Source organism: Streptomyces sp. NPDC001914 (assembly GCF_042891215.1).
In the GTDB taxonomy this organism is placed as follows: Bacteria; Actinomycetota; Actinomycetes; order Streptomycetales; family Streptomycetaceae; genus Streptomyces.
In genome coordinates this window covers 16,368-33,906 of record NZ_JBIASW010000029.1, presented here as the reverse complement: position 1 = coordinate 33,906, position 17,539 = coordinate 16,368, and the positions used below count along the sequence as shown (strand labels likewise).

The 17,539-nt window shown below is 71.1% G+C and carries 18 protein-coding genes; 9 read left to right on the top strand and 9 right to left on the bottom strand.

Annotated elements, in window-relative coordinates; all coding sequences use genetic code 11:
• Window positions 1-50 precede the first annotated feature (50 nt).
• Together ACFYYF_RS40090 and ACFYYF_RS40085 are read right to left on the bottom strand one after the other, a co-directional pair.
• The gene (locus ACFYYF_RS40090) at window positions 51-281 is read right to left on the bottom strand and encodes a DUF397 domain-containing protein (RefSeq protein WP_388784063.1); all 231 of its coding nucleotides are present in this window, start codon (window positions 279-281) and stop codon (window positions 51-53) included.
• Between the two features lie 615 nt (window positions 282-896).
• Complete coding sequence (locus tag ACFYYF_RS40085) at window positions 897-3,167, bottom strand: MMPL family transporter (protein ID WP_388784060.1); 2,271 nt, start codon at window positions 3,165-3,167, stop codon at window positions 897-899.
• Window positions 3,168-3,342: 175 nt separating this feature from the next.
• Between ACFYYF_RS40085 and ACFYYF_RS40080 the strand changes: the two genes are divergently transcribed.
• The 4 genes from ACFYYF_RS40080 (at window position 3,343) to ACFYYF_RS40065 (ending at window position 7,000) form a co-directional block, all read left to right on the top strand.
• Window positions 3,343-4,515 (top strand): sensor histidine kinase, encoded by a 1,173-nt coding sequence (locus tag ACFYYF_RS40080; RefSeq protein WP_388784057.1) that lies wholly within the window; start codon window positions 3,343-3,345, stop codon window positions 4,513-4,515.
• Window positions 4,490-5,152: a response regulator transcription factor gene (locus ACFYYF_RS40075; RefSeq protein ID WP_361686449.1), complete on the top strand. Its 663-nt coding sequence runs from the start codon at window positions 4,490-4,492 to the stop codon at window positions 5,150-5,152. Before ACFYYF_RS40080 ends, ACFYYF_RS40075 begins: the two co-directional genes overlap by 26 nt.
• 181 nt (window positions 5,153-5,333) lie before the next feature.
• Window positions 5,334-6,038, top strand: a complete 705-nt coding sequence (locus tag ACFYYF_RS40070; RefSeq protein WP_388784053.1) for an alpha/beta fold hydrolase — start codon at window positions 5,334-5,336, stop codon at window positions 6,036-6,038.
• Between the two features lie 272 nt (window positions 6,039-6,310).
• Complete coding sequence (locus tag ACFYYF_RS40065; RefSeq protein ID WP_388784051.1) at window positions 6,311-7,000, top strand: hypothetical protein; 690 nt, start codon at window positions 6,311-6,313, stop codon at window positions 6,998-7,000.
• Window positions 7,001-7,087: 87 nt separating this feature from the next.
• Here ACFYYF_RS40065 and ACFYYF_RS40060 read toward each other — a convergent pair whose 3' ends face one another.
• On the bottom strand, window positions 7,088-7,582 hold the full coding sequence (locus ACFYYF_RS40060) for a DUF4188 domain-containing protein (protein WP_365483027.1): 495 nt from the start codon (window positions 7,580-7,582) through the stop codon (window positions 7,088-7,090).
• A 79-nt stretch (window positions 7,583-7,661) separates the two neighbouring features.
• Between ACFYYF_RS40060 and ACFYYF_RS40055 the strand changes: the two genes are divergently transcribed.
• Window positions 7,662-8,297, top strand: a complete 636-nt coding sequence (locus ACFYYF_RS40055; protein ID WP_388784048.1) for a MerR family transcriptional regulator — start codon at window positions 7,662-7,664, stop codon at window positions 8,295-8,297.
• 173 nt (window positions 8,298-8,470) lie between these two features.
• Here ACFYYF_RS40055 and ACFYYF_RS40050 read toward each other — a convergent pair whose 3' ends face one another.
• The 4 genes from ACFYYF_RS40050 to ACFYYF_RS40035 all read right to left on the bottom strand — a co-directional run bounded on the left by ACFYYF_RS40050 (window position 8,471) and on the right by ACFYYF_RS40035 (window position 12,330).
• Window positions 8,471-10,396, bottom strand: coding sequence for a glycoside hydrolase family 5 protein (locus ACFYYF_RS40050; protein WP_388784045.1), 1,926 nt, complete (start codon window positions 10,394-10,396; stop codon window positions 8,471-8,473).
• A 418-nt stretch (window positions 10,397-10,814) separates the two neighbouring features.
• A complete protein-coding gene (locus tag ACFYYF_RS40045) occupies window positions 10,815-11,417 on the bottom strand; it encodes a GNAT family N-acetyltransferase (protein WP_388784043.1) in 603 nt (200 codons plus the stop codon).
• A 152-nt stretch (window positions 11,418-11,569) separates the two neighbouring features.
• The gene (locus tag ACFYYF_RS40040; protein WP_388784115.1) at window positions 11,570-11,857 is read right to left on the bottom strand and encodes a hypothetical protein; all 288 of its coding nucleotides are present in this window, start codon (window positions 11,855-11,857) and stop codon (window positions 11,570-11,572) included.
• A 161-nt stretch (window positions 11,858-12,018) separates the two neighbouring features.
• On the bottom strand, window positions 12,019-12,330 hold the full coding sequence (locus ACFYYF_RS40035; RefSeq protein WP_388784040.1) for a WhiB family transcriptional regulator: 312 nt from the start codon (window positions 12,328-12,330) through the stop codon (window positions 12,019-12,021).
• Window positions 12,331-12,582: 252 nt separating this feature from the next.
• On the opposite strand from ACFYYF_RS40035, the gene ACFYYF_RS40030 reads away from it, so the two are divergent.
• The gene (locus ACFYYF_RS40030; protein ID WP_361686472.1) at window positions 12,583-12,948 is read left to right on the top strand and encodes a nuclear transport factor 2 family protein; all 366 of its coding nucleotides are present in this window, start codon (window positions 12,583-12,585) and stop codon (window positions 12,946-12,948) included.
• Between the two features lie 645 nt (window positions 12,949-13,593).
• Here ACFYYF_RS40030 and msrA read toward each other — a convergent pair.
• Window positions 13,594-14,106, bottom strand: coding sequence for a peptide-methionine (S)-S-oxide reductase MsrA (gene msrA, locus ACFYYF_RS40025; protein WP_361686475.1), 513 nt, complete (start codon window positions 14,104-14,106; stop codon window positions 13,594-13,596).
• Window positions 14,107-14,424: 318 nt separating this feature from the next.
• On the opposite strand from msrA, the gene ACFYYF_RS40020 reads away from it, so the two are divergent.
• The 3 genes from ACFYYF_RS40020 (at window position 14,425) to ACFYYF_RS40010 (ending at window position 16,646) form a co-directional block, all read left to right on the top strand.
• Complete coding sequence (locus ACFYYF_RS40020; RefSeq protein WP_388784036.1) at window positions 14,425-15,402, top strand: MHYT domain-containing protein; 978 nt, start codon at window positions 14,425-14,427, stop codon at window positions 15,400-15,402.
• Between the two features lie 175 nt (window positions 15,403-15,577).
• Window positions 15,578-16,393 carry an alpha/beta fold hydrolase gene (locus tag ACFYYF_RS40015; protein ID WP_388784033.1) on the top strand — a complete coding sequence of 272 codons (816 nt, stop codon included), beginning with the start codon at window positions 15,578-15,580 and terminating at the stop codon, window positions 16,391-16,393.
• A gap of 31 nt (window positions 16,394-16,424) precedes the next feature.
• A complete protein-coding gene (locus ACFYYF_RS40010; protein WP_388784030.1) occupies window positions 16,425-16,646 on the top strand; it encodes a hypothetical protein in 222 nt (73 codons plus the stop codon).
• A 116-nt stretch (window positions 16,647-16,762) separates the two neighbouring features.
• Here the strand turns inward: ACFYYF_RS40010 and ACFYYF_RS40005 are convergent, their stop codons facing one another.
• Window positions 16,763-17,371: an ATP-binding protein gene (locus ACFYYF_RS40005; protein ID WP_361686548.1), complete on the bottom strand. Its 609-nt coding sequence runs from the start codon at window positions 17,369-17,371 to the stop codon at window positions 16,763-16,765.
• Between the last annotated feature and the right edge of the window lie 168 nt (window positions 17,372-17,539).

The window sequence follows — 17,539 nt, the reverse complement described above, 5'->3', positions numbered from 1 at the left end:
CATCATGCCCGATTCCGGAGCCTTGCGGGAGAGGTCGTCCGGCAGGCATGTCAGACGACGAGGAAGTCCGCTCGCCCCTCCTTGGCGCCGCCGACGAACTCGGCGATGACCGAGGAGGCACAGATGAGGGCGGGACCGTCCGGGTCTGTCGCCTGCCTGACCGCCACGACACCGCCGCCGAGTTCCTTGATCTCGACGCAACCGTCGTCGCCGCCGTCGCTCCAGGGCTTGCTCCACCCCTGGGTTCCCAGCTCTGCGGCGGCGTTCACGGCGTGCTTCATCGTCTTGTCTCCTTGCGGACGTCCGCCAGGGGCTCCCCTGCCGGACGTCATGTGGGCGTGCGTGGCGTGGGCACTCGTCCGGCCGGACCCCGCGCGGCCGTGCCGGTGACACCGTAGGTGTACGGGACTTGTGAGGGTGAAAGGCGGGAGAGCGACCCCGGACACTTCCGGGTGCGACGGAGCGACGTACGCGCAACTCACCTGTAAGACGGGGAGGTTCGGCTGCTCATCACTTGCCGGAGCAGCGGGACGCCCGGCACCGCATCGCGAACGGCCGGAGCAGACCGCGGTGCACTCACGTCTCACGCCTCATCGACCCCCTGGAACGCCGATCAGTCTGTCATGACCTTCGCCCTCGCGGACAGTTCCACCGATCCTCGCGCCTACGTACGGAACTCCCGAACTCCCTTCACAGTCAAGGAACTTCACGTCACGGACGACTCCGCGGCAAACATCCGTCGTCCCGTGTCGACGCGGTTCCGGTCGTCACCGCCGCTCGGCGGCAAGGGCCCGCACCGGTACCGGCGCGGCGACGGAACGGACCGGGAACACGACTCGACATGCCCCAGGGTGACGCGCTGAAGTGCAGGACGCCCAGGGCGGGCTGGAGTTGGGTCAACGGTCGACCAGCCGTGAATGCGGAGCCTCATCCGTGGATTCCGCGCCGGTGCCGTCGGTGCCGACCGGACCGCGGGGAAGCATCCGGTCCAGCCACTTCGGCAGCCACCAGTTGGTCCGGCCGAGGAGTGTCATGGTCGCCGGTACCAGCACCATGCGCACGACCGTGGCGTCGATGAAGATCGCGGTGGCCAGGCCGAGCCCGAACATCTTGGTGGAGGGGTCCTCGGCAACCGCGAAGGACAGGAAGACCGCCACCATGATGAGGGCGGCCGAGGTGATGATCCGGGCGGTGCGCGAGACGCCGTCGACGATCGCCGTGCCGTTGTCGCCGGTGCGCAGGTACTCCTCGCGTACGCGGGAGAGGAGGAACACCTCGTAGTCCATCGACAGGCCGAACAGGATGGCGAAGAGGAACATCGGGATGAACGACACGATCGGAACCGTCGCTTCCAGCCCGATGAGTGCGCCTCCCCAGCCCCACTGGAAGACCGCGACCATGATGCCGTAGGCCGCGCCGATGCTCAGCAGATTCAGCAGTACCGCCTTGAGCGGTACGAGTATCGAGCGGAAGACCAGCATCAGCAGCAGGAACGACATCGCCAGCACGGCGGCGACGAACACCGGCAGACGCTGGCTGGTGCGTTGGCCCACATCGGACAGGCTCGCGGCGGCGCCGCCGACGTGGGCCCTGGCCGGGCCGTGCCCGATCGCCGTGGGCAGCACGTCGGTGCGCAGCCGGGCGATGGTGTCGGCCGTGGCCCTGTCCTGAGGGCTGGTGGTCGGGAACACCACGAGGGTCGCGATGCCGGTGGCCCGGTCGACGTGCGTCGGCGCGACGGATGCGATGCCCGGATCCGCCGCGACGGCCCCGACGAGTCGGTCCAGCGCTCCCGGATCACCGGCGGGGTCCGCGGCGATGACGAGGGGACCGTTGGTGCCCGGGCCGAACCCCTCGGCGACGAGGTCGTAGGCCCGGCGCTCGGTACGACTGTGGGGCAGTGAGCCGTCGTCCGGCAGGCCGACGCGCAGGCCGAGCACGGGCAGCGTCGCGGTCAGCAGCAGCCCCGCCGCGCCGACCGCGTACGGCACCGGGTGCCGGCTGACGTGCCCGATCCAGCGACGCCACCCGGCGGCGTGGGCGGCGCCCGCCGCCGTGTCCCGCCGTCGGCCGAGGAGGCCCGACCACCCGGCCCGAAGTGCCCGGCCGATCCGGCCGGCCCGGCCCAGCCGCGCCCCCGCCGCGCCGAGGAAGGCCGGCAGCAGCGTCACCGACGCGAGCACCATCGTCAGGACGACGATCGAGACGGCAACCCCGCCCACCGTCATGAACGGCACGTTCGCGACCGCCAGGCCGAGGATCGACACGACGACGGTGCCGCCGGCGAAGACCACCGGCCGCCCCGCCGTTGCCACCGCTCGTCCGGCCGCCGCCTGCGGATCGAGCCCGCACGCGAGGTACTCCCGGTGCCTGGCGAGCACGAACAGCGCGTAGTCGATGCCCACTCCGAGCCCGACCATGCTGCCCAGGACCGGGGCGAAGGTGGGGACGTCCGTCACCCCCGCCAGTACCGTCATCGTGGCGACCCCGACGGTCAGTCCGAAGACCGCCATGCCGATCGGCAGCGCGGCGGCGACGAGCGAACCGAACGCCAGGAACAGGATCGCGGCCGCGGCGAGGAGGCCGATCAGCTCGCTCGCGCCGCCGTCCGCGTCGGAGAAGGCGTAGAAGAGGTTCCCGCCCATCTCGATGCGCAGCGGCAGCTCGGCGCGCAGCCGGTCGCCGAGATCGACGAGGGCGTCGAGGTCTTCGGCCGACAGCCGGCTCTGGTCGGGGTACTGCACCCGGACGACCGCGATCCGCCCGTCGGCCGAGACGAGGCCGCCGCGCACGGCGGTGTCCCCGCCCGCGTGGAGTGCCCCCGCAGGGTCGCTCGTGCCGAGCACGTGCGGCAGCCGCTTCACCTCGGTCCGCAGCCGCGTGAGCGCGGTGCGCGCGCTGTCGTCGTCGAAGAACGTCGCACCGCCGTCGAGGGGGGTGACGACCACCTGGGCGGTCATCCCCTCCTGGCCGGTGCCGGCCCGCTCGATCAGCTCCGCGGCCCGTCCGGAGTCCAGTCCCGGAGCGGTCATCGAGTCCGCCGTCCGCCCGCCGAAGGCGACGGCGGCGAGGACGACGAGCGTGGCGGCGACCAGCCATGCCGCGATCACCCGCCAGGGATGGCGGGCGGCGCTTGTGCCCAGGCGCGACAGGGCTTTCGAGAGCATCGGGTCCTCCAACCACCTCGTCGGCCGTCCTTGTACGGCCGCCGATACCGAGGCTCGTCGCCACGGCGCTCCGCGGCATCGGCCCGCGGGCCGCGGATCCGTCGGCCCCGGGGCGGAGTGGCGACCCGTTCTTTCGGCCGATGCGCGGCACGGCGCGGCCCCTAGGCTGAGAACCGTGCTGCGAGACGACCTGCGAACCCTGTGGACCGAACCCCGGCCGCCCGACGCGCCCGCCCGGGTGTGGCGGGACTGGGCGCTGCTCGCCGCGAGCCTGGTCGCTGTGGTGCTGGAGGCCACCCTGCGCGAGAACGTCGTGTGGCGGCCGGTGGCGGTGGTGTTCGCCGTATGGCTGTGCCTGCTGCCCCTGTGGCGCCGGACCCGCCCACTGGCGATGGTCACGCTGGGGTTCGGCTCGGTGATCCTGCTCCAGCTGGCCTCACTGGTCGCCGCACCGCGCGAGCCCGTCGGCCTGGACACCGGCGTGGTCGTGGTCGTGCTGGTGTATGCGCTGCCCCGGTGGGGATCGGGACGGGAGGTCGTGCTGGGCAGCGCGGTGATCCTCACGGCCTTCGCGCTGGGGGTCACCGCGGACGACACTCCGGCCGCCGAACAGGTCGGGGGCTTCGTCTTCCTGTCGCTGCCCGGCTTGATCGGGGCCGCCGTGCGGCTCTGGGGGACCGCTCGCGAGCGGCAGTTGGAGCAGGTACGCTCCCGCGAGCGTGAGCAGCTCGCCCGGGAACTGCACGACACCGTGGCCCACCACGTCTCGGCCATGGTGATCAGCGCCCAGGCGGGCCGGGTGCTCGCGGGAACCGACCCGTCCGCCGCCGTCGAGGCGCTGGAGGGGGTCGAGGAGGAAGGGGCGCGCACGCTGGAGGAGATGCGCGCCATGGTCGCCGCGCTGCGCGACCGCGGGGTCGGCGCCGAGCTGGCGCCGCCTGCCGGCGTCGCGGATCTGGAACGCCTGGTGCGCACCCCGGGTGGTCGCCTCAGGGTCGACCTGGGTCTCGACGGCGAACTGGACACGCTGTCCCCGGCCGTGGACGCGGCCGTCTACCGCATTGTGCAGGAGTCGGTGACCAACGCCATGCGCCATGCGGTCGACGCGACCGAGGTCGTCGTCCGGGTCACCGCGGACCGGCACACGGTACGGGTGAGCGTGCGCGACAACGGCCACCGCACCAACCGAGGCCGTGCCGGATACGGACTCACCGGACTGCGCGAGCGCGCGACGCTGCTCGGCGGCACACTACAAGCCGGCCCCGGCACCGACCAGGGCTGGCTTGTCGAAGCCGAGCTGCCGAGAGGGAGGACCGAGAGCGGTGCCCATCCGCGTCCTCGTCGCTGACGACCAGACCATCATCCGCACCGGGCTGCGGATCATGCTGAACGCCCAGCCCGGCATCGAGGTGGTCGGCGAGGCCGCCGACGGACAGGAGGCGGTACGTCTGGCCCGCGAACTGCGCCCCGACGTCTGCCTGTTCGACATCCGCATGCCCGTGATCGACGGGCTCGAGGCCACCCGGCTGGTCGCCGGCCCGGGCGTCGCCGATCCGCTGACCGTGGTCGTCATCACCACGTTCGACCTCGACGAGTACGTCTACGGCGCGCTGCGTGCCGGCGCCCGCGGATTCCTCCTCAAGGACACGGGACCAGACCTTCTGGCGCAGGCCGTACGGTCGGCGTCCGGCGGTGAGGCGCTCATTGCGCCCAGCGTCACCGTCCGTCTGCTCCAGGCATTCGCTGACCTCCCCGCCGGGCGGCCCGTGGCCCAGCCGGTCTCCCCCGTCACCGCGCGCGAGGAGCAGGTCCTCCTCGCCGTCGCTCGCGGGCTGACCAACACCGAGATCGCCGATGCACTGCACATCAGCCTCAGCACGGTGAAGACGCATCTGGCCAGCCTGATGGCCAAACTCGGCGCCCGCAACCGGGTCGAGATCGCGATGTGGGCCTACGAGACGCGCCGTATCCTCCCCGGAACCTGAGCCGGGTGCCGGGCCACGTCCCATGAGTCCCCGCCCGGTCCGCGCAGCGGGCCCGCGTGCAACCGACCGGCACGTGTCTCGCCCGCGTGTTCTGCGACGAGGTGCCGTCGCCGGGATGGAACATCGGCCAGGAAGGCCGCCCGGTCGTCACCGATGACTTTCGTCGCTCCAGGTGGTCTGCATGGACAGGGTGAAACGGACGGAGGCGAGGACGAGGGTGTTTGTCTTGATTCCCGGGGCCGGGGGTGCGGCCTGGTACTGGCATCCTGTGGTGTCCGAACTGCGGGCGAGGGGGCATGAGGCGGTCGCGGTCGATCTGCCCGGGGCCGACGAGTCCCAGGGGTTGCCCGAGTACGCCGACGCCGTGGCCGCGGTGATCGGCGACCGCGCCGGTACGGTGCTGGTCGCGCAGTCGATGGGCGGCTTCACTGCGCCGATGGTCTGCGCCCGTGTTCCGGTCGGACTGCTGGTCCTCGTCAACGCGATGGTGCCGCTGCCGGGCGAGACGCCCGGGCAGTGGTGGGGCAACACCGGCTCGGAGCCGGCGCGCCTCGCGGCGGCCGAAGCGGGCGGCTACGGCGCCGAGTTCGACATGGACACCTACTTCCTGCACGACGTTCCGGCCGAGATCGCCGCCGCCGGAGCGGACCATGAGGGACCGGAGGCCGACATCGCCTTCAACCAGCCCTGCGAGATCGAGCGCTGGCCCGACACCCCCACCCGGGTGCTGGCCGCGACCGGGGACCGGTTCTTCCCGGTGGACTTCCAGCGCCGAGTGGCCCGCGACCGTCTCGGGATCGAGGCCGAGACCATTCCCGGTGGACATCTGGCCGCGCTGTCTCAACCATCAGCGCTCGTCGACAGGCTGGTCCAGCGGCTGCCCTGAGGGGTCGTCGGACCCCCCTTCGGCCCAGGTCGCCGGGCCCGGCGGCGAAAACGTATCCCCCGGAGACGAAGCTCGTTGAAGTGGTCAGCGCGCAAACGCCCCCGACGGATGCGCGACACGTGAGGGCCCGAATCCCTGCCCGGTCTCGGGCCCTCACCCCCTCCAGCCCTGTCCCTCCGGGCGATCGTGTCCACCCGGAGGGACAGGGCGTAGAGCCGCCCGGCGGGACCGGACGAGGAGCCGCCCGGCGGGGCGTGCCATGATCCGCACTCATGAAGACGCCGAACCCGTCCCTGGCCCGCGCCGCCGCTCGCAACAACGCCGAGTGGTGCGCGGCGATGAGCCGATCCCACGGCGTGGAGGGCGACTTCACGGAGCAGGCCTGGGCCGCCCCGGACCGCACCCCGCGGTACTACCCGGACGCGGTGACGCTGGTACCCGGCGCCTCCGTCAAGGACAGCTTCGCCGACCTCGACCTGACGGCGGCCGGATTCAAGGTCCTGTTCGAGGCACAGTGGATCCACCGCCCGGCGAGCGGGCCCGCCGCTTCCCCCGAACCCGCCGATTCCCCCGAGCTCGTCTGGAGCGTGGCGAGCGATCCGGACGCGTTGCGCGACTGGGCTCTGGCCTGGGACGACGGGAACGGCGACGCGGACCTGTTCCGCCCCGGACTGCTCGACGACCCGGCCACCTTCGTGCTCACCGGGCGCTCCGCCGACGGCCGCGTGGCCGCCGGAGCGGTGGCGAGCCGCAGCGACCGAGTGGTCGGGATCTCCAACGTTTTCGCACGCGACGGCGGCCTTGAAGCGGCCTGGGCGCACGTGCCGAACGCCGTCCACACGCTGTTCCCCGCCCTGCCCGTGGTCGGCTACGAGCACGGCGACGACTTGGCCGCCGCCGTGCGACACGGCTTCGAACCGATCGGCCCGCTGCGGATCTGGACCCACCCGGGGCGGGACTGACGCGCACGCTGCCGACGCGGGCCGCCGGTCGGGCGGCGCCGGGTCCCGTGTCCGACTCCCGTCGTCGCCCGGCCGCACCGGCAGGCCCTAGGAGGCCTTGTCCGCCAGTCGCTGCGCCGCGCGCTCCCCGCGCCGTTCGACGGGCTCGACTCCCCACGCCGCGCCCAGACCGGACGGCGGCATGTCGACGTAGATCGACTCGTACGAACCGGCGGGGACGATGTACGTCTCGTGCCAGACCCCCACGCTGCCGTTGCTGTTGCGCAGCCGCCGGTTGAACGCCGCCCACGCGGGACGGTGCTCCCGGCCCTGGTCGGAGGCGTACGCGAGCAGCTTCTCGCGCGACTCCCAGTACTGCGCGGTGGTGAACACGCGCGGACCGCCGCCCAGCCCCCGGTGGCCCAGCAGTCCGCTGTCGCCGTCCTGCGCGAGTTCCTTCAGCATGCGCGGCATCGCCAGCAGCGTCGGCAGCCAGTGGCGGACGGCCCGCCAGCGGTTGATCCGCATGCCGATGAGGAAGACGACGATTTCGCCCTCGGCCGAGGCCGTGACCCGTCGTCCGGATGTCGGTGCATTACCCATGAGATTCCCCGTTCTCGTGTTGGATAGTGGCACGATCCATGCTTGGATAGTGTCACTGTCCGACGAAGGGTGCAACCGGATGCGACTGGCGGAGCTGAGCGAGCGCAGCGGCGTGTCGACCGCCACGATCAAGTACTACCTGCGCGAAGGACTGCTCCAGCCCGGCCGCCGGATCTCCGCCACCCAGGCCGAGTACGGCGAGGACCACCTGCGGCGACTGCGCCTGGTGCGGGCACTGATCCAGATCGGCGGGGTCTCGGTGGCGGACGCGCGCGAGGTGATCGCCGCGGCCGAGGACGACTCGCTGGACCACCATCTGCGACTGGGCGCGGCGACCCGCGCGCTGCCCACCGCCGAGAAGCCGGCCGAGGACGATCCGGCGGTGGCGACCGCCTGCCGCTCGGTCGAGGCCCTGCTGGAGCGGCTCGGCTGGAGCTGCGAGCCCGGTGTGGACCTGCTCAACCCCGCCCACCGAAGGCTCATCGACTCGGTCGCCGCCCTGGTCCGGCTCGGCTACCCCTGTGACACCGAGGCGTTGCTCCCGTACGGGCGGCTGGCGGCGCAACTGGCGGTCACCGACCTGGATCTGGTCGAGGCGCAGCCGACCCCGAGCGAGCAGATCGAGGCGGCCGTCGCGCTCACGGTGCTGTACGAACCGGTGCTGCTGAGCCTGCGGCGCATGGCCCACGCCGAGGAATCGGCCCGGCGGTTCTGAGGCCGCTCGCGTCACCCGCCGCCGAACACCGTCAGGACCCGGCCGGCCCACGGGCATGGGCTCGGGCGACCGGGTCCTGACGGTTTCGGCGCTGTCGTACGTCCGTCACTGCGCGGCGCACACCCGGGCACGGCACGTCCGGGTGTGCGCCGCGTCGACGGCGGCCGAGCGGATCAGCTCAGCTTGCGGCACAGCAGCGCGGCCGGTCCCTGACTGGCGCCGAAGCGGGTCGTGTACGCGATTCCGGCGGCGTACTCGTCATCGGCGCACTGGCCCTTGTAGTCGCCGTTCGCGAAGTCGCCTCCGGCCGCACCCGCGGGCCGGTTGTCGGAGCGGTCGAACCACACGGTTCGCCCGGCACCGGCCAGCGAGGCGGCGGCCGGAACGCACAGAGCCGCTGACGTGCGGCCACCGCGGCGGCTGTAGCCGATGAGGAAGTTCCCCGAGGGGCACTGCAACTTGGTGTACCCGGACGCCCAGTCGCCGCCCGAGGGCACATGACGCTCGTCGGTCACGACCGTCTGGGTGCCGGCCGCGGAGCGGAGGTCGCCGGTGGAGACGTCGGTGCACAGCGCGCGAACACCGCTGTGGCCGAGTCCGACCAGCCGTTCGCCGTCGGGGCAAACGGCCTTGGAGGCGCCCGAGTTCCAGTCGCCGCCCGCGCGCACCCGCAGCGACTGCACGTAGTCGCCGTGGTCGGTGGCGAGCATGTGCCAGCTCGGGACGGCGTCCACGGACCCGGTGCGGGTCGGGGCGGTCATGAGCCGGTTCCACGCGGTGCCGCGCCAGTCGGACTGGTCGAGGATTCCGTACCGGTTGCCGGAGGCGTCGTAGCGCAGGAGGGACCAGTCGTCATGGCCTTGCCAGCTGACGAGCGGCCAGTAGGCGAAGTCGACGTCGTGGTCGGCGAAGTAGTCGGTGATGTTGCCGAACCACGTCCGGGCGGCCGCGCCGGTCTCGCCGGCACCGATGCCGAACTCGCTGATCCAGACGGGAGCGGTGAAGTGCTGCTTGGCCTCGGAGGAGACGAAGAAGGCCTGGTCGTTGAGGACCTGGTAGAGCTGGTCGCGGCTGAGGTCCTGGTACCGGGCGTCGTGGGTCTCGCCGATGCCGGTCGCGCCGCTGTGGTTGGGGCCGGTGTATCCGTAGAAGTGCGCGGAGTACACCAGCTTGTGGGCGGCGACGAGGGTGTGCGACAGGTTGCGCGCGGGGGTGAGGGTGGGGCGTCCGTGCGCGAACCCGTCGACCGGGATACCGGTCCAGTTGATTCCCTCGATGACGATGAGGAGGTTGGGGTTGGCCTCGGAGAGGATGCGGTCACCGGCGAGTTGGGCCGCCGCGTACCAGTCGTGGGCGTCTCCCAGGCCCCAGTTGGGATCGTCCAGTACGTCGCGCCGTACCTCGTTGTAGAGATCGGCGCCCACCACCCGCGGGTCACCGGCGTAGCGGCGGGCCATGAAGACCCAGTCGTCCGCCCACTGCTGCGTGGACTGACTGCTGTTCCAGCGCTCGTTGCCGTCGACACCACAGCACCAACGCGAGGTGTTGGTGTGGTTGTTGAGGATGACCGCGAACCCGCTTCGGGTGAGCGCGGCGACCACGGCGTCGTAGACCTGCAGCGGTGTCCTGCCGCGCAGGTCCGGGTTCGCCGCGATGGCGGCGTCCGGCACCGGCGTCGTCGCATGGATCATCTCGTTGGAGAAGGGCAGCCGGATGCTGTTGATGCCCAGCTGGTGGAAGTCGTCGAGCAGTTGGGCCAGCGGGGCGCGGTCCAGGCCGAGCGGCACGCCGTAGGAGTTCTGGCCGGCGTGGTGGTTGGCCGCGTCGTCCTTGCTGCCGCTGCCCGTCCAGGAACCTTGCGCGCCGTCCCAGTTGGCCGACTTCAGCCGGAAACGGTTGCCGTCGGCGTCCACGATGTAGCGTCCGCGAGTGGAGAGCGGCGCTTTCCAGGTCTCGGCCGCCGCGGTGACGGAGGAGGTTCCCTGACCCGCGCCGTCAGGGGATTCCACTGGGGCGGCGATCGCCCCGGGAGCCGTGGCCAGCAGCAGGAGGGCGGCTGCGGCTAATGTCAGGTACTTGCCAAATCTGAGGTTAGGCATCGGACCTCTGTGAGGGGTGTCGGTACGCGAACGTGGGTGTCTGTGCCCACCGGCACCCGGGAGGCGGTGCCGGTCGCCGGGTGCCGGCGTGACGGGGCGGGTCGGGCTCATGTCCGTGGCGGCGGCTCCCGGCCGGCTGAAGCCCGGAAGCCGCCGCCACGGACGGGTCGCACTGCCGTGCTCCGAACGAGTGGGCCTGGCGCTCATGACCGGTCGGACGACCACGTCACCGGCGCTTCGGCCGTCCCGCCGACCACAGGTACGGACCGGAGCCTAGCGGGAAGCGCCGGGCCCGGCGACGGTTCCGGTCAGGCCGTCACCGGACCCGGATGAACGTCACGGACATGACGGCGTTTACGCATTCAGTGGATTCCGCTGCTCTGCCTCAATGCGGCGCCCCCGGCATCGATTCGTCCGGTCAGGCGTCCCAGGCGCGCGGACGGTTCAGCGCCTCCCATTCGGGGCGCAGCAAGGAGAACACCGCGAGGTCGTGGCGCCGGCCCCGATGGAGGCAGGCGCCACGGCTGACGCCCTCCTGGACGAAGCCCGACTTGGCGAGGACGGCCAGAGCGCGGGTGTTCCCGGTGTGCGTCTCGGCCGTGAGCCGGTACAGCGGGAGTTCGCCGAAGGCGAGGTCCACCAGGGCGTCGAGCGCGTCGGCGCCGTGGCCCTGCCCCCGGTGCCGCGGGTCCAGCATCAACTCGACCTCCGCGGTGCCGTCGAGCATGTTCTGACGGCTGAGCGCGGTCTGGCCGATGGGAGTGCCGTCCGGGAGCAGGACGAGGAACGCGTCGCAGTCGTCGTCCTCGCTGTCGCGCTCGATGCGCTCCCGCAGCCAGGCGAGGGACCGCGGCCAGGTGCAGAACTCGTAGGCGTTCGCCGGATCGGATCGCCAGCCGTGCAGCAACTCGGCGTCGTCCGCCTCGACCACCGCGAGCCCGACGGACGCCGAACGCCAGGCGAAGTTCCGCGCCGGCGCCTCGTCGCGCTCGTCGCCCGCAGTCCCCGCACTCTCGATCATGATCAGATGCTAGGGATCACCCGGGCCCGGAGCCAGCGGATTTCGGGCCGGAGCAACGCGCAACTCCGGCGGCGCCGCCGAACCAAGTGCGTTCACCTTCCGCGGACATCCGGCCTACCAAGGGTGAATTGCGGAACACAGGCAATCGCGGCTCACCCGGTGTCGGTGATCCCGGAAACGCCCACCGTGGGCCGATCGAATATCTCTGTCAGTACGTGCCGTTGTCGGTCCGTCAGGGCGGGGACGAAGACGACCACGTCGGCTTCCGTCTCTTCGCAGTGCGCCGCCACTTCACGGATCTTGCCGGAACTGAGCAGTGTGCGTGAGGAATACGGCAGGGCCATCTTCCGGACCCCGCCGTCCGAGACACCACGCCGTTGCGTGATCCGCCCGACGATTCGGGCGCCGCGTGCCGTCAGTTCCGTCGCCGCCGCGTCCATGATCGCCACGAAGTCCTTCTCCTTGGCGGAGAAACAGCCGACGAGCACGACATCGGCGCCCGTCACGCTGATGGGCACGACCCGGGGCCGCGTGGACCCCGTGCCACCGCGACGAGCGGGACGCCGATCGCGCCCCCGGAAGCGATGCATGGACCCGGAGGTCAGCTCGCCCTGGAAGCCACGACCCCGGCGTCCTTCGCGCGTTCGTGTTCCACTCGGGCCGTTTCGAGAAGGTTCAGCCAGGACGTCACCGTCGGCCTGCGGCGCAGCAGGGCGCGGCGCTCACGCTCGGTCATGCCTCCCCAGACGCCGTGCTCGATGCGCTGGTCCAGCGCGTAAGCGAGGCATTCGGTGAGCACGGGGCAGCCGATGCACAGCATTTTGGCCCGGTTCTGCGCCGCGCCCTCGACGAAAAGGTCGTCCGGATCGGCCGTGCGGCACAATCCTCGATCGCTCCAGTCGGTGCTCGTCATCTCGTGATGCCGTCCTCTCCCCTGGCCCCCGCCTGCGAGTTGCCCGCCTGCCCTGGGCAACAGGCATATGACACTACGCCTTTAGAGGCCCGCAACTCTATCTGCAGTACGGCACCACACCTTCGAGTGAGCCCGGCTTGCCTCGCGGACGCGACAGCGCTATGGAGGTGCCTCGACGGTTCACGGTCCGGATCAGCGCCTCCTGAGCACGTGCGGCCGTCTTCCCCTCCCCCGCGATGGAAAGCAGGAGCCATGTCCCGGAACAAGCAGACCGTCGAGACCTACTTGAACGGTTTCCGGAAGAACGATCACGCGGAGATCCTGAGTTGTCTCACCGATGACATCGAGTGGACGGTCTTCGGCGGATTCCACCTGACCGGAAAGGAGGCGTACGACGCCGCGATCGAGGGCCCCGGCTTCGTCCCGCCTCCCCGGCTGGAGGTCGTCCGCATGGTCGAGGAGGACGACGTGGTCATGGCCGAGCTCACCGGAACGGTGATGCGTGACACGGGAGAGCTGATGCGCATGTCGATGGCCGAGGTCTTCCGCATGCGCGACGGGAAGATCTGCGAACGCCGGGCCTGGGTGATCGAGCTCAAGCGGAACGAATACGTCTGACGCGAGCAAGGCTTTTCAGGGGCGGCGATCCCTGCGGGGCGCTCGGCGCGCGGCCGGGGCCATGTCGGTGGTGCTGCGCGCCACCGGGGGGGGCGGCCTCTCGGGGGTGTCAGCGCCACCGGGGGGCGACGACACGTGGAACTCGGCGCCACGGGGGCACGGGGAGGTCGGCGCCACGGGGAGGGTGGGCGCCAAGGCGGAGGCCTCGGCTCAACGGCAGAGGTCCTCGACGCAACGACGGTGGTCCTCGGGGCAACTGCGGTGGTCCTCAAAGCAACTGCAGTGGGCCTCGACGCAACTGCGGTGGTCCTCGGCGCAGCGGCGGGCGCAACGCCGGTGGCGGTCACGGTCATGGCCAACCCTCGGGCCGGCCCGCCGACAACATCCGCAGGGCCCCCGCCGACGACCGCCCACCGAGGCCCGCCGCGCCGACCGGACACACACGCGGGCAGCCATCGCGAGCAGGGCGGCACCCAAGGTCGTACACGCAGGCAGCCCCCGCGAACGGCACGGAGGCGCACCAAGGCCGTATCCGCGACGAACGCCCGACAGCCCACGGCCGAGGCCACCGCATCCACACCTCACGGCCAGGGCCGCCGCATCGACGGCGCGCGGCCCGCCGGGCCGCGCGCCGTCACGTCACGCTCAGGCTTCCGCGCGCTTCGGCAGCCGCCAGTTCGGGCGGACGAAGTGGCAGGTGTAGCCGTCGGGGTACCGCTGCAGGTAGTCCTGGTGCTCCGGCTCCGCCTCCCAGAACGGACCGGCCGGCGCGACCTCGGTCACGACCTTCCCGGGCCACAGTCCGGAGGCGTCGACATCCGCGATGGTGTCCTCGGCCACCCGCTTCTGCTCGTCGTCGACGTAGAAGATGGCGGACCGGTAGCTGAGACCGATGTCGTTGCCCTGGCGGTTCTTCGTCGACGGGTCGTGGATCTGGAAGAAGTACTCCAGGATCGTCCGGTAGTCGGTCTTCGTGGGATCGAAGGTGATCTCGATCGCCTCGGCATGCGTGCCGTGGTTGCGGTACGTCGCGTTGGCCACGTCGCCGCCGCTGTACCCCACCCGCGTGTCGAGGACACCCGGGAACGTCCTGATCAGATCCTGCACGCCCCAGAAGCAGCCACCGGCCAGCAGTGCCTTCTCCTCGTTCCGGCTCATCGCACGCACCCCTTCTTCCTAGTCCTCGCCAGACTCGCACGGGCGCGGTTCAGCGCGCCTCGGCGGTCCGTCCGCCCCGCCCTCGCAGGACGTGGCACCGCACAGCACAAGGCTGAAAGGGCCGGTGGAAATTCCCGGCCGGGCATCTGGGTCGTGACGACGGCCGGGACACCGTTGAAACCCGCGCGCGCCCGCGCACGTACGAGATCGATAACGATCGGGCAAGTTTCAACCAACTTCGGCCTGAGAATTTGCTATCGCGACCATGAAACGGGCTCAATGTCCTTCGTATGTCAGCGGTAAAGGGATAGGGAGCGGATGAACGGCACGATCGACGGCTTCAGCTACGGGCTGGTCACACCGGTGGCCGCCTACGTCATGGCCTGTGTGGGCTCGGCGCTGGGGCTGCGCTGTGTGGTGCGTACGGTGCACCACGAGCCCGGATGGAGGCTGGGCTGGCTCGCCCTGGGGGCCAGCGCCCTGGGCTGCGGCATCTGGACGATGCACTTCATCGCCATGACGGGCTTCTCCGTGGCGGAGACGCCCATCACCTACGACATCCCGCTGACCGTCCTCAGCCTCGCCGTCGCGATCGTGGTGGTCTCCGCGGGCGTCTTCATCGTCGGGCACCGCGGTGCCACGCGGACGGCCCTCACCGTGGGCGGCGCCATCACCGGCCTCGGCGTCGCGACCATGCACTACCTGGGCATGTTCGCGATGCGGCTCAATGGCGACCTCGGCTACAACGCGTTCACCGTGACGCTGTCCGTGATCATCGCCCTCGTGGCGGCGACCGCCGCGCTGTGGGCAGCCGTCTCCGTGCAGGGCTTCGTCCGCACCCTCGGCGCCAGCCTCGTCATGGGCCTGGCCGTCACCGGCATGCACTACACGGGCATGGCCGCCGTGAGCGTCCACCTCCACAACAGCATCGAGACGGCCCCGACCGTCAGCGGCCAGGAGGGCTCCTCGCTCCTGCTGCCGATGCTCCTGGGCCCGATCATCTTCCTGATCCTCGCCACGGCCGTCGTCATGTTCGACCCGGTCCTGATCCTCGGCGACAGCGGCCGGGACAAGCCGGTCGACGGAGGCTCCAAGGTCGTCGCACGCGGAAACGCCATGCCGGTGCGGGTGTCGGGCATCCAGGACTCTCCGGCCCCCGGGACACCGGTGGTCCACAACGTCCCGCAGGCCGACCACTGGCCGGCGGCGGCGCCTCAGCAGCCCGCCGACGAGCACGCCCAGTACGGCGGGACGAACGCCGGTGCCCCCTACGGAACCGGGTACGAGGGGAGGTAACCCCTTCCCAGGCCTGTCGACGGCCCGGCCGGCGCGATCAACCTCGCGTCCGCGCCGGGCCGTTGGCGTTGCCTCCCCTCCACCCGCTCCCCGCCGTCGCATCCCTTCCGTCCCCCACTTCCGCGCACACGCATTCCCGACCACCCGGGATGATCTTGAGACTAGGGTGCCTGGCATGACCTCCATAGGCTTGCGCGGTACGACGCTCCACTACGACGACACCGGCTCCCCGGCCGGGCTGCCCGTCCTGCTGATCCACGGGCATCCCTTCAACCGGACCCTGTGGGCCCCTCAGGCCGAAGCGCTCGTCGCGGCCGGTCACCGCGTCATCACCCCGGACCTGCGCGGCTACGGCGCCAGCGCGGTGGACGACGGCCCGGTATATCTCTCCGACTTCGCCGACGACCTCGTCGCGCTCCTGGACCACCTGGACATCGGCAGCGCCGTGGTGGGCGGCGTGTCGATGGGCGGGCAGATCGCCATGGAGATGCAGCGCGCCCACCCCCACCGCGTCCGCGCGCTCGTCCTGTCGGACACCTCGGCGCCGGCCGAGACGGACGAGGGCAAGGTCTTCCGCAACCGGCTGGCCGACCGGCTCCTGGCGGAGGGGATGAACGGCTACGCGGACGAGGTCATCGGCAAGATGCTCGCCGACTACAACGTGACCGCGCTGCCCGACGTCGCCGAGCACGTCCTGGGCATGATGCGCGCCACCGATCCCCGCGGTGCCGCGGCGGCCCTGCGCGGACGGGCGGAGCGCCCCGACTACCGGGACACGCTCGCCGCCGTGCGGACGCCGGTGCTGATCGTCGTGGGGGCCGACGACGTCTACACCCCGGTCGCCGACGCCGAGGCCATCCAGCGGCTGGTCCCGCACGCGGTCCTGGCCGTCGTCGAGGGCGCCGGCCATCTCCCCGGCGCCGAACAGCCCGGCCGCTTCAACACCGCGCTCCTCGGCTTCCTGGCCACCCAGGTGACCACCCGCGCCTGAGCGCTCCGGCCGGTGGGGGGATACTCCGGTCGTGACGTCGACGACAGAACGCCCGAGATGGTGGTTCGCACTGCGGGGCGGTGCCGCCTTCCTCGTGGGAGGGACACTCGGCCTCATCGCGTACGAGGGGGTCCGCCGACACTCGATCGCGAGCGCGCCCTGGAGCGGTCTGCTCCTCGGGACGGTCGTGGCGGCGGCGTTCGGCGGCCTGTTTCCCCAGCGGGAACGCCGGCGCCGCGGGAAAGGTTCGTAGCCGTTGCGTCGTAACCGGTAGGCCGTAGCCGTACGTCGTAACCGGTAGGTCGTAGCCGTACGTCGTACCCGGTACGTCTTGGCCGGTCGGTCAGAGCCGGTGGGTCGTAGCCAGTACTACGACGGGTCCTGGGTCGGCACCTCGAACCACATGGTCTTGCCGGTGGGTGTGCAGGTGCTGCCCCAGCTCTCGGCGAGCAGGTCGAGCAGTTCGGTGCCGCGGCCGCCCTCGTCGTCGGGGTCGGCCTCGCGTCGTACGGGACAGAGGGGCTCCGTGTCCTCGACCTCGCACAGCAGACGGTCCTCGCGCAGGCACAGGTTGAGCCGCAGCGGGCCGCGCGTATGGCACAGGGCGTTGGTGACGAGCTCGCTGACCAGGAGCTCCGCGGTGTCGGCCAGCTCCCCCAGATTCCACTCGTCCAGCTGTGCCGTCACCAGACGGCGGGCCCGGCGGGCCGAGGTGAGCTCACGCGACAGGGGCCAGGAGGCCTCCCAGGGGGTGACGCGGGCGCGGGGGGCGTCGAACGGGCGTATCGGTTGCACCGCACGCGCCCAGAGAGCCATGCTCCTGGCGAGCCACGACGTGGGGGGTGCGTCCACGGATGCCCCGTTCTGCTGATCGCGTTTCGTGGCCCCCTCCCGCCCCGATCCCTCGGGCCGGCGGTAGAGCCGGGTGAAGCGCCCTCGGCGTGGTGTCGCCATGAGGTCGATGGCCCCCGGGGCCATGGGAATCAGTCCCTTCTGCACTGCCGGCGACCGGACCGCCGGAGCGGCACGGACGGTTTTGACGACCGGTCCGGACATGGGTCGGGTCACGCGTTCACGTAACGCCCGTCACGATAACAAATATGCATGTAGCGGTCGCTACGGTAAAAATTCTTTCCAAGAGTATCC